We start from the raw sequence: 12,595 nt of genomic DNA on the forward strand, positions 1-12,595 counted from the left end.
TCTAAGCGGAGAAGAGCCGCTCTGTTCAGCTTTTGTTTGGTTTTTGGTCTTAATAGTATATTTGTTTTAGTTCGGGCCTAGAGCCTGAGTGCTACGACTCTAAAACGTTTGTGCCCCATTGTGTGTTTCGACCGATTGAACAAACTCTTCACTAAAGCATCATTTGACTTACTTTTTTTCATGCCTAGAACTCTAACTATCTAACCAAATTTGCTAATCCACTACAAAAGGCTTCACACCTATTCCTTCCCGATGTTTTAGCCTTATAAAGGGAATTGTCAGCTTGTAAAAACAAGTTATCGGTATCAATAACTTTTCCTTTGATAGTAGAAATGCCAATACTTACCGTGACAACACCTGCATCGGTAGAGTATTCATGAGTCATTGCTTCAGCTTGTATATTTTTTCTTATTCTTTCTGCGACATGTTTTGCATCACGGAGGTTAGTATTGGGCAATACAGCCACAAACTCTTCTCCACCATACCTTACTAGTAGATCAGAATCTCTATACACATTTTTTCTTAATTGGCTAGAAATTATCTTTAGCGTTGTATCCCCCGCAGCATGACCATAATTATCATTGTAGTTTTTGAAATTATCAATATCTATAATCAGAAGTGACAAGGGCTCACCAGATCGCATTGCTAAGGCTGAAATTTTTTTTAAATATGCTGAATAAATACGACGATTATATAGCCCTGTCAAAGGATCAATCTCGCTAAGCTCCTTTAATTTTATATTTGCCTCAACTAATTCTTTTTCCTTAAGGTCAAGAAGTTTTTGAAGCTTTACTTGCTCAGTAATATCACGACTAATACCGAACATTCCTATCAACTCACTTCCTCCATCTTTGTAAAGAGGCCATTTACAGGTAGATACCCAGCCCTCATTTCCCTCATTATCTGTATAAGGTTCGATTGAGGTTGTTTTCTGTATTCGACCTTCGATTATTTTCTCATCTTCCTTACGATACATTAATGCATGTTCATGAGGAAACAGATCAAAGTCATCTTTATCGTGAAGTTCCCTCCATGAGTTTTTCCCGACAAGCTCTGCAAAGTTCTGACTGCACAATATGAACCTATAATTCATATCCTTAAAGTAGATGTAATCGCTAGTAATAGATAATAAGGACATGAAGTGACTGAGGAAATTACTTTGCATATATCTGCTCTCTTATTTTTCGGGGGCTCACAAAATGTCAGCGTTAAATTGTCCGTCAATATGAAAGATAGCTGACTTGGCCACCTAAACCAAGTCACTACCTTCATTACCTAAGCCAATCGAAGTTGGTATGTTGTGGCTAAGTGAATTTGGCCACTAATTTAGAGTGAACCAACAACATTTTCTATCTCGCAATGTGCCCCATTGCGACTTAGCGAGTAAATTGTTACGGTCACATTCCACCAGTTGTTTGGAGTTCTCTGCCTTCAAAAGTAACCATAAATAGTTTTAGAGTGTAGCTTCCTAAAATAGTGGTATTTAATATGCTATTCCCCTGTATATTATGCATCTTAGTAATTACACAGGGCGGGATTCTACTTTGACTAAATATCAGCCAAAAATAATTTTTGAGCGATACTCTCCAGACCAACCTGACTTTCTCCGTTTGGCAGCCAAGCTATCTTTATCACTATCATCCTGTTTTATCGTGTTTAACGCTGCACGATTAAATGCCGCTAAGTGGGCTGCACCATCTGGGTCTTTTACTTTTAATTCATCTTCTCTGAATACAACATCAAGAACCCAATGAAGCTGGTTTTCAACCAGCCAATGCTCTCTGATTGTTCGAGCTGCAAGTTCAACGTCAACCTCTAATGAGCTAACATACCAACGTGAATCTCTCGTTCCTTTTCCATTGCAAGTGCGCTCACTTGCCACTTCAATAAAGCTTTTTATATGAGGCCACTTTTCTTTCAGTTCAGGCGGAAGATTTGCCTCTACCTGCATGATATTTCGACATTCTTTTCGGCCATGCCCCTCATTTTTTTGGGTGCATTCAGCCATGTTCTCTGGCTGATTATAAACAGCTGAAAAAACTTCTTTCACATGCTCAAAAAGATTGGGTTGGTTCTTTTTTAGCTGAATGGTGAAGTCACCATTCTTTTCCGTGATTTGCGCCATTGTTGGCGCTAAGCAATGCAGCGAGTCCAAGGTGACTATTGCATCTCTTAGGACTAAAGCATCTAAAACATCACGACATAAACTAATTTCTTTACCTTTGCCATGAGTCGATTGTTGATAAAGCATTAGCCCACTTTCAACATCATACGCATTGACAACGTGTAGCATGCTTTTCAACCCATTTATTTTAGTTCCACGTAAAGCCTTACCATCTATTGCTAAAACTGTTTTTTCTGTTCGTTTTCGTTCAGAATTTAACCACTCAAACAAAGCGTCTAGTAAAGAATTACTATCTAAAGCACTGATAATGTTAGCCATACAGTGTCGTTTAGGAATGCCGTTTTTAAATCCACGATATTGTCTCAACCAGTCTATTTGGCTTTCACCGAAGTCTTGAATAGACTTCCATCCTGTAGCCCCACTAAGCACAGCGGAAAATACTAGAAATACGACATCAACTAAGTCGTGTTTAACGTTAATATCATTGCGTGGATCAGGTATGCGGTTAAGGCGTTCAAGAAGTGTCATTGTAGTGTAGGTTGAGTTGTAAATAGATAATGATCAGATCACCAAAATCAGGATTAGTTCAGTCGAAAATAAAGAAAGTTTAAGCCTTTGACACAAGCAATCATAAATTAATCATGCCGTTTAATATTTCATAAACAAAGCCCTAGGAAACATGTGAGATCTCACCCTGAGTAATTACAGGGTATAAGGAAGGGTATCATTATGGAGTCTTGTTTGATTTTCTTTTTAAATCATCGTGTTACTTTCTTTTTGGCGGTGTGATGTAAATATTACAATAGTCTGTGACGTGGTGTAGTGAAATAGTTAATTTGGCTACAAATTAAAAGGTTAAACCACTGCGGGTAACACATGTGATGGTCAATGGAGTGAGGGCATTCGTTAGATTCCTTCACTACCCCTACAAAATCTAATGTGTATTACTATCGACTAGTACAATAACTCTAGCAAGCTTTTGTCCAGAGACGTGCTTGACCTCTCCGGTGATAGCACTCATTGGGACAAAAGCGCCTTAGGAAAATTACATTTTCCATTGAATTTGCATTTATTCAAACCATACAAAGTACGCCTTTTCGAAAATAAGGGAAAAGAGCCAAGGGGGATGGTATAAAATCTCCTGAAGATATAAAGAGAGCTAGGAACAGCATGGATAATTTTCAAAACCTTATTGATTACAGCACCGTCGATGACCTGAAATTTCGTATCAAGTCATTACCCTTTTCTTGTGCTATCCCCAGTCGCAAAGCAGAAGTTGCAAGTGTACTCTTTAATGCATTGATGACCCCAGACAACCTACAGTCAATTTGGAACCACCTCTCAGAGGTTCAGAAGCTTGCTTTGCAAGAGGCCGTTCATAATCAAGCAGGTTATATGGACGGTTTCGTATTCTGGTCAAAATATCAAAAAGAACCACCTAGTACAGAAGACTGGTCGTTGTATCGAAGTCGAGATAAAGAGAACGGTGACAAAGCTTTATCTCCGTTCTTTTATCCTGATCGCCGTTACGGATCTTCACGCAGAATACCTAATGACCTATTAGCTTTTTTGAAACCTCATGTTCCATTGCCACCACATTTCTCTGTGCCAACGGCAATTGTCGATGGTGACGAAGTTGAAACGTCAGAAACACCACAATACACGGAAGCCGAGCTTAACGTTCTTCTTAACACTATTAAGGTTAAGAAGTTAAAAGTCAGTCCGAAAACTGGGCTGCCTTCTAAAGCATTGCTCAACCAACTGTGCAACAAACTCAATGAACCATACCAAAAGGCAACATCACTTGATGACGAATCAGCGAAAAGTATAAAGGCTTTTGGTTGGATTCAAATTCTAAGGGCCGCTCTATGGTTCAAAGAGACAAATGGCGAATTGCAAATCAACCTAAAAAAAGCCGCTCTTCAACAACGACATTGTGACGTCATTAAGCAGCTTTTCTTGGACTGGAAAGATCGAAGCAAATTTGACGAGTTCTCACGTATCAATCAGATTAAAGGGCAAAAAGGAAAAGGTCAGAAATATTTTACCAATGTTCTGAGCCGCAGGGATGCTTGTATAGAAACATTGCGATCTTGCCCACCTGAAGAATGGGTCTCTTTTGATGACTATATGAGATTAATGGCGGTTGAGGGGCAATTCTTTAATATTACGTTTGAGCCCTATAGCTTGTATATTGGTGATTCGACGTATGGCCGCATTCATGACGGTACTTTTCTTACTAATGCTTACTCTCGCTGTTTAATTATGGAGTATTTCGCGACTCTAGGGATCGTCGACATAGCTTACGTAACGCCGGAGAGCGCTCAAGATCATTACTATGACCGTTGGGGGCAATATGACCTAGATTATTTATCCATTTATGATGGTTTAAAATATATCAGGCTTACAAAGCTCGGAGCCTATGTACTTGGAGTGGTTGATACCTACATCGATGTATCCGAATCAACGAAAACATCGATCGCATTATTGCCGAGGAATCGTGTTCAGTTTATGCAGCCACCCACTACAAGTGAGCGAGTATTTCTTACTAATTATGCGGATGAAGTTACCGACCAAGTCTGGCAGCTATGCACAAGCAAGATACTCTCACACCTCGAAAATGGTGGTGACTTAGAAGAAATACAATCTTTCCTATCAGAAAGAGATGAACAACCTTATTTCCCGACTCAAATTGAGCACCTCTTCAAAACGTTGGAGAGCAATAAGAATGCAGTACGATTAGAGGGGCGTTTTTTACTTTTGAAATGCGACACCGAGTCGATAGCAAAGAACATAGCGTCAGCACCTAAATTACAGAAATTGTGCCAACGCGTAGGAAAAGACCAGTTAATTATCCCAGAGGGCAAAGAATCGTTGTTTAGACAATTAGTTCATGAACTTGCCTATGCTATGCCCATACAGTCATAGTTTTCAATGTAAGGACAAAGTTTTTTGCCCTGTAAGCGATCATTTTAGAGGTTAATTACTCAATTTCATTCACACCTGATGTTGAAGAATTAGCAGTGGATTTCTTTTTTCGTTGAAATAGTGTTGGTTCGTCTTTCGCTTCGGGACAAAAGCGCCTTAATGTAATTCTCTATTCCTGCCTCCAGCATTATGTTCAGGGGGGGTGTTTTAGGCTCTAAATTTTCCTCATATCATATTGATAAGTAATCATATTTAAAATATCCTGTATTTTTACATATGCAACAGAGAATAATAATGAGAAAAATATTAGCAGTTGGTTTAATTTTAATGACTCTAGGCGGCTGTGCAACAGTGCCAATGGCTTCTAATGAAGACGATGCAAAAGCTAAAGAGTTTGTAACACCACCAGATGGCAAATCTGGTTTATATATATTCAGAGACTCATTTGTAGGTAAAGCGCTTAAAAAGACGATTCGTGTCGATGAGCAAGTTATTGGTGAATCAGCTCCAGACGTATATTTTTACAAGATTCTTGATGCTGGTAAGCATGTAATATCTACTGAATCAGAATTTAGCCCAAATGATCTTATAATCAAGACGGAACCGAAAAAAAACTATTTTGTTGAAAACTATATCAAAATTGGAGTTTTTGTGGGCGGAGCGGCATTAGAAGAAGTTAGCGAGTCAGAAGGTATGACTCGGGTGAGTAAACTTAAGTTAGCGAAATAATCAGAAATTAATGCAAACAGTACGTGCAGTGCCAATGCAGTTCTGTTTGCTTTTCTACATTATCCAATTTCGGTTCACTCAGGGACAAAAGCGCCTTGGAGTAGTCCCCTGAATTGACTTTATTTTAGATGAGTTAACTCCTATCTGGCCCTACTTTATCAATCCAATAAACCTAACCAACCCATACTAATTTTGTAATTATTACGCATCATTTACGCTTTTAGTGTAATGGTCTTGACCGTATAGTGATTAGGCAATCCCAACCGGAAAAATGGAGAGTCTAATGCAAGTGCAAGACGAGAAACATACTAAAGTGGTCACAAAGCTCTATGTTGAGCACGCCTGTAACTTTATATCGACCAATCAGTTAGCAGAACTCTTAAGTGTGGATCCTCCGCGCGTCTCGGAGATGAAAAGTGGACGTCGTAGACTGAGCATCGCAGAAGGTGAAATCATCCAAGCCGAGTTCGGGTTGCCTGAAACAAGTGAAGGTATTTATGTGGAAGCTGAGCTGCTCGGAAATGATTGGAAAGAGATCTTTTTGAAAAATGGAGAAACAATTCTATGTCGTAATATTTCACAGTACGCGAATTCTTCTGAGTTCATGGTTTTTTTGTTGGACAGCTTTTATATAGATTGTCGAATTATTGAAGGGTACGAGCACGATCTTTTCCAATATTCGAACGATGAGCGAAAAGGCCGTGAGCAGAAGAATAAACGAATGGAGAAAGAAAAGAAGCTCGAATTGATTAATCAGCTTATGACAAATTCAAAATTTCATGGATGGTACGAAGATATTCTACAATCTAGAACTCCATGTTCTAAAAATGAAAAGCCGTTGGATAGAGAAGAAAGTCGTAAGTTGTCTGATATCACCCACGGTATTGAGGAGGGTTTTTTCATAAATCAGGATGAGATGCTTCCCAGAATCCATTTCATAGTAGGAACCTACAAACTAATTCAACAACTAGCTACAAATGACGCTTCAGGGCTTGGTGATACGATTGTTTTTGGTAAGTCCATAGCGTCATTAGTACCGAATAGCCCTGTTGCTGAATATGTCATCAATGGGAGAGTCGTTTGGCACTCCGGCACTGTTGATTATGACGGACTAATTGACGTTAAAAATTTGTTTGAGCCTCTGATGCAACATGAAAACCTTTGTTTCCCATCAGGAAGAGCGTCCCCCCGTAAAGTCGGTCGCTTAAAGCTAACGCAGGAAAACCTCAATTATTTCCACTTTTCGATTATTTATACCGAAAAGCATGACTACTACTTAAAAGTGTTTCTACTCACAGAATCATCACCTGATAGTGGAGATAGAACCCTTTTAATCAAAATCCAAGATCGTAGAAACTTGTTTGGCGAGCTTGAGAGTATCTTTGAAGTTTTGCGTCCGAGATGGAGCATAGAGAACTCTGCTATCAAAGCTGAATTGGCGAAAAATGGGGCATATATACCGTCGGCCATTTATCTGAACTGATCGGGGCGAACCGCCTTATATTGCGCTCAGATTTACGGATTATTACTGCAAAGATAGTCGCTCAAAAAACAAGGCTCTGGTATCCAAATGACTTTTCCAAAGTATTATGGGTACCAGTATTTCTGAATGCAAAGCACTATCTGTAATAGTTCGGCTCTATATGGGACAAGAGCGCCTTAGTGCTATTGGTCTAAAACATTTCTGCCCCATTTCTACTTAGTGCTTTTACTCGTTCATATCCTGTTAATGAGCTTTTGCAATACTAAAAGTTATCCATTCTTCTTACGTTGTTCGCTGTTAATCCCCGAGATGTAATACGGGGTGAAAGTCTGTACAAACGAATACACAACCAAATATAAATGTGCATTTATATACATACATCAATACTCAATAAGTATCTTATAGGTTAGAATCAATTACTTTCTATATATTGGACTTGAAGTTTGAAGTGGATAGATCAACTACTTGATTTTGGTTATGTAATTTGTCAGCGCCGACTTTCAGGTTCGCGCTATCTTATGGGCTTAGGCATAAAGCTCTTTACTCTTACTGCTATTGGCTCACTTGCATTTCAGTTTAGCAATGGTGAGTACTCATTCATCATTGATACAGCGTCTGACTCAACATATGAAATTGCGACGTTGGTAGGTGTGTATGTCTCAATAGTAATGATCGTCGTAGGATTCTTCTTTGAAGTTTACGCAATGCTATTTGGTGAGTCAGCCTCAAAGAACAGAGCAAAGAGTATCGATTTAAGAAGCTTAGATGGGGCTGCCGCTCCAACCCTATGCAGTAGTTTTAGTTCCACAATCGAACCTGCTGGGTTACATGATGACCTTTTCATGTGGAAGTCTAGAAAGCAGACTCTTGAGGACTGGTTAAAAGAATCATGCGCCAAACTTCAGAAGTTTTACGACGAATCACTTCAGAAATTAAATGGCTTTGAACCAAGCAAGCCACTCGCTTTAGGAGCTATAGCTCATGTTCCGCATTGCTTTACTTTAGGTTACTTGGTTGGAAATAAGCGTTTAGTTAATTACTACTGCTGGAACCGTGACAACAAGAAGAAACATAAGGAACGATGGTTAGACTGTCGAGATGCTAGAAGTAGAGGTCAAAAATTAGAGTGCTCAGAAATTATGAAAAAGCCGGAGGTCCTAGATTCTCAGGTAACAACGCTAGGCATTTCGATAGAAGTCTCTTTTGATAATGACTTAAAGACCTTTTTTGAAGATCTAGAGTTAGATCGCGCTATTGCTTATAGAGTTGAAAGTAGAAGCGTTGGAAATATGTTCTCAGATGTAGAGCAATCAAACTTTGTTGCCTCCCTTAGAACCGAAATAAATAACACTCTTCTTAAGAAGTATCCCCACGTTACTGAAGTTCATTTGACCCTTATGGCTCAAGCCTCGCTAATAATGCGCATAGGGGCGGAGTTTAATCAAAATCACCTTAGTCAACAGATAAACGTACATCACTTCGATGGTGCTGGTTACCCTTGGTCATTACAAATAAACAAAGACCAAGAAGTTAGCTATTTAATTAAGTAAGGAAACTATGTGAAACATCAAAAAATATTTACTGAATTCCTCACAGGAGTGGTCAATCTCAATCAAGCTCGAGTTAACAAGGTTACTACCACTTCGGTGTCTGTTGAGAAGTATGTAAAAGATCACGACGATTTTAAAGGGATTTTTAGAAACGCCTCGCCTCAGGGGTCATACGGACATAAGACGATTATCAAGCCAGTTAAACACAAAGAATTTGACGCTGATATAGTCTTCTTTATGGACGAAAATGATAATTGGGAGCCTAAAGACTACATCACAAAACTTCATCAGGCTTTTAAGGGGTCAAGTATCTATAAAGATATGGTTCACTATAACACTCGTTGTGTTTATCTTGATTATTCAGGTGATTTTCACATCGATGTTGTTCCATGTATTGTACAAGTAACAGAAACCGTGTTCGGTAATCATACACAATATTTGATTGCGAATAGACACACCAATGAATTTGAGCTTACTGACCCTGAAGCATACAAGAAGTGGGTCGCCGACAAGAATTCAGTGGTAGGTAACAACAACCTCATTAAATGTATTCGCCTTATCAAGTATCTTCGTGACATAAAAACTACGTTTTCATGTAAATCAATACTTTTAACCACTTTGATTTGTAATATGGTTCACGACTACGAATCTAATAGTGATGACTTCAAAGATATTGCTACCACCTTAAAGACAATTTTTACCCGCTTGGATGATTATTTGAGCTTTCACGATTCAATGACAGAAATAGTCAATCCAGTACGAACCGAAGAAACGTTTACTCGACACTGGAATGAAGAAAAGTATGCGAATTTCAAAACAAAGATCGGCGATTATAGATCTTGGATAGAAGATGCATTTGATGAGACAGATCGAACTGAGTCTATAAAAAAATGGCGTCGTGTGTTCGGAGATAGTTTTCATTCTGTTACCAAGAAGTCAGCCACAGCAACTACCTATGATGAAATTTTGGACGAAGCAAGTCAGCCTAACTTCCCTATTCCTCCTCACTGCGCGCACCACAGATGGGAAGAAGTGGAGAACGTTGAGAGTGTCAACTTAGATGTTGAGTATCGTAATAAAAATAGCGTCAATCCGTTTGCTAGAGCTGTCCAGCAAATTGTTTTTGGCAGGAACTATTCGCTTAAGTTCATGGTTACAGATGATATTCCTCTCGGCTCAGACGTATATTGGCAAATCACTAACACTGGAGAAGAAGCGAGTAGGTTAGGTCAATTACGAGGCGGGTTTGAAATCGGTGGAAAAATCAAAGAAGAAACAACCTCTTATAAAGGGAATCACTTCGTAGAGGCATTTGTTGTTAAAGACGAGGTGCTCTTAGCAAGAAGTGGTAAGCTCGTCGTTCCTATCCATTGATAGATATAAGGCTCGCTAATACGAGCCTTTTCCTTCTTGCTTCAGACCTATTCACAGCATATTTTGGATCATTCCGAACAGTCATTTCCTCAGGATTATCCGATCACTTCTAGCCTTGCACCGAAACGAGGTATCGCAATCACAGAAATACGTATTCACCGCCAGCCACTCACACTAACTTTTCCCTATAAAATGTTATTCATGCATTGCTAATATTTGATTTCTAGTACCACATTTCTGTCCAAAGCCTTCACTGGCTGAATTTTTACCCGTGGCACTTTCTACCTCAGAAGTACCTGACTTCTTGATTCAACTCGGCAGCGCTCTTCTACAAAATAGTACTATTAGTTCAATTTTTGCAATGCAACAAAGCTAAGTTATGGGGTCGCAAGAACGATTTAACCTTCAGTTGGACCTGAAAATAGGGATATATTATTCAATCTATTTGATATAAGTAAAAAACCAGTCAAATTGATTATGTTACCATCGCCAACTCGGTATTGGCTTACTCAAAGGAGGCAGACATTGGCTAGAAGAGGTAGTGGTTTAAGAACCGTTGTGAAGGTTGCTAAGGCGATAGATCGAGCAAGCAAGCAAGCTGCTCGTGACGCTCAACGCAGAGATAAAGCTCGCCAGCGTGCTGAAGCCCAAGCACTTAGAGAACATGAAAGATCTGTACGTGAAGCTCAGCGAGAACTAAAGAAACAAGTGAAATTACAAAAGTCAGCGGCAAAGCAAGCTTTCAAAGATGCCTTGGTAGGTGCAAATGAAGAATACCTAGAGCGTTGCGAAGATCGAGCAGCCCTTAGAAAGCAATTTATACAAGAGGTCTTAAGATAAACAATGGATAACAATATACTGCTATTGGCGGGAATCTCTTTCGTGGCGATTTTGCTCACCTACTTCTTTACAAAACGATCAGCAGACAAAAAAGTTAGTCTGTATAAGTCGCTCGATGAAGCGTTAACAAAAGCTAAGAAAGAACTAGAAGCACAGACAGAAGCTAATGAGTTGGTAAAACAATCCACTAAGAACGCAAAACAAGAGCTTTCTGATGTGAGTGCTGAGACTTATGAATTGCAGGCTTTAAAAGGACAAGATGAGTCGCTTCAGCTTAGTATCCTAGAGCAGCAAGCCTCCCTTGAAGCTATTAAGGGCAGCTTAGGTGAGCTTAATAGTAAGATTGAAAAGGGTGAGCTTGACCTTAATCAGCTGATGGGGGGGATAGATTTGTATTCACGCCTTGATGAATACACTGCTCATGGCCACTTTGAGATGCCAAAATATCTATACGAGACATCAGTTCGATATGCTGAAGAAATTAAAGATATCAGACAGCAACAGAAAGATATGATCAAAGATAAGACAGCTATTACTTTCCCAGAAACAACTGTTATTTCAAGTGACAATGCATTCAACAAGAAAATTCTTAATGGTCAGGTTAAGCTGATGCTCACAGCTTTCAACATTGAATGCGACATGTTAATTAGCAAGGTGTCACCTAGCTCATTTGGTCGAACGCTGGAGCGGATCGAGAAACTAGCAAATACCTTGGAAAAGTCGGCAGCGACACTTGAGTGTGGCTTTGACATCGACTATGTCGAGCTTAAGTTCGAAGAATGTAAGCTTCAGTACCAATACACACTGAAGAAGCAGGAAGAAGTCGCGGAACAGAAACTGATCAAAGAACAAATTCGGGAAGAGCAGAGAGCAATTAAAGAGTTTGAAAAAGCAGTAGCTGATGCCGAGAAAGAAGAAAAGATGTATCGAAACCTTCTCAACAAGGCTCAGGAAGAGCTTGCCAAAGCAACTGATCAAGAACGCAGTGAGATGGAGCAGAAAATAATTCTTCTAGAGCAACAACTAGCTGAAGCTGAAGCCAAAGAAGAAAGAGCTAAGAGTATGGCTGAGCAGACCCGTAAGGGCCATGTTTACGTAATAAGTAATATTGGCTCATTTGGTGAAGATGTTTACAAGATCGGCTTAACACGTAGATTAGAGCCGATGGATAGGGTTAAAGAACTTGGAGATGCCAGCGTACCATTCCCATTTGACGTACACGCTATGATCTATACGGATGACGCACCTGCACTCGAAACAGCATTACATCGTAAATTTAGTTCTCAACGTGTTAACGCTGTCAATCTTCGTAAAGAATTCTTTAATGTCGATTTAGACGATATCAAAGAAGCCGTGGAGAAGATTGCTGGCGTAGAAGCTGAATTTAAGATGACTGCACTAGCTGAAGATTATTATGAAAGTTTAAGATTAAGTGAAGCCGCTTAAGCAAGTAAGAAATGCACTAGTATCGTGGCTCTAGTGCATTTCATTACACTTATTAGTTCATCAATGTTGAAGAATGAGTTAAGCGACTTTCCATACTTATACGGCTCTTCTCCGCTTAGA

9 protein-coding genes are annotated in these 12,595 nt (G+C 39.4%); 7 read left to right on the forward strand and 2 right to left on the reverse strand.

Annotation, left to right across the window (positions count from 1 at the left end):
- Positions 1-196 precede the first annotated feature (196 nt).
- Complete coding sequence (locus AB4507_RS22635; protein ID WP_372183458.1) at positions 197-1,165, reverse strand: diguanylate cyclase; 969 nt, start codon at positions 1,163-1,165, stop codon at positions 197-199.
- Between the two features lie 390 nt (positions 1,166-1,555).
- Positions 1,556-2,653 carry an ISAs1 family transposase gene (locus AB4507_RS22640; RefSeq protein WP_372183460.1) on the reverse strand — a complete coding sequence of 366 codons (1,098 nt, stop codon included), beginning with the start codon at positions 2,651-2,653 and terminating at the stop codon, positions 1,556-1,558.
- Positions 2,654-3,295: 642 nt separating this feature from the next.
- On the opposite strand from AB4507_RS22640, the gene AB4507_RS22645 reads away from it, so the two are divergent.
- The 7 genes from AB4507_RS22645 to AB4507_RS22675 all read left to right on the forward strand — a co-directional run bounded on the left by AB4507_RS22645 (position 3,296) and on the right by AB4507_RS22675 (position 12,475).
- Complete coding sequence (locus tag AB4507_RS22645; protein WP_102563605.1) at positions 3,296-5,053, forward strand: hypothetical protein; 1,758 nt, start codon at positions 3,296-3,298, stop codon at positions 5,051-5,053.
- A 294-nt stretch (positions 5,054-5,347) separates the two neighbouring features.
- The gene (locus AB4507_RS22650) at positions 5,348-5,782 is read left to right on the forward strand and encodes a DUF2846 domain-containing protein (protein WP_102563606.1); all 435 of its coding nucleotides are present in this window, start codon (positions 5,348-5,350) and stop codon (positions 5,780-5,782) included.
- 283 nt (positions 5,783-6,065) lie between these two features.
- The gene (locus AB4507_RS22655) at positions 6,066-7,265 is read left to right on the forward strand and encodes a hypothetical protein (RefSeq protein WP_102563607.1); all 1,200 of its coding nucleotides are present in this window, start codon (positions 6,066-6,068) and stop codon (positions 7,263-7,265) included.
- 443 nt (positions 7,266-7,708) lie between these two features.
- The gene (locus tag AB4507_RS22660; RefSeq protein ID WP_372057394.1) at positions 7,709-8,815 is read left to right on the forward strand and encodes an SAVED domain-containing protein; all 1,107 of its coding nucleotides are present in this window, start codon (positions 7,709-7,711) and stop codon (positions 8,813-8,815) included.
- A gap of 9 nt (positions 8,816-8,824) precedes the next feature.
- A complete protein-coding gene (locus AB4507_RS22665; RefSeq protein WP_372183462.1) occupies positions 8,825-10,189 on the forward strand; it encodes an SMODS domain-containing nucleotidyltransferase in 1,365 nt (454 codons plus the stop codon).
- 525 nt (positions 10,190-10,714) lie between these two features.
- Positions 10,715-11,029 (forward strand): hypothetical protein, encoded by a 315-nt coding sequence (locus AB4507_RS22670; protein WP_102338697.1) that lies wholly within the window; start codon positions 10,715-10,717, stop codon positions 11,027-11,029.
- Between the two features lie 3 nt (positions 11,030-11,032).
- The gene (locus tag AB4507_RS22675; RefSeq protein WP_372057398.1) at positions 11,033-12,475 is read left to right on the forward strand and encodes a DUF4041 domain-containing protein; all 1,443 of its coding nucleotides are present in this window, start codon (positions 11,033-11,035) and stop codon (positions 12,473-12,475) included.
- Positions 12,476-12,595 lie beyond the last annotated feature (120 nt).

This window comes from Vibrio sp. 10N.222.54.A3, from assembly GCF_041474095.1.
In the GTDB taxonomy this organism is placed as follows: domain Bacteria; phylum Pseudomonadota; class Gammaproteobacteria; order Enterobacterales; family Vibrionaceae; genus Vibrio; species Vibrio crassostreae_C.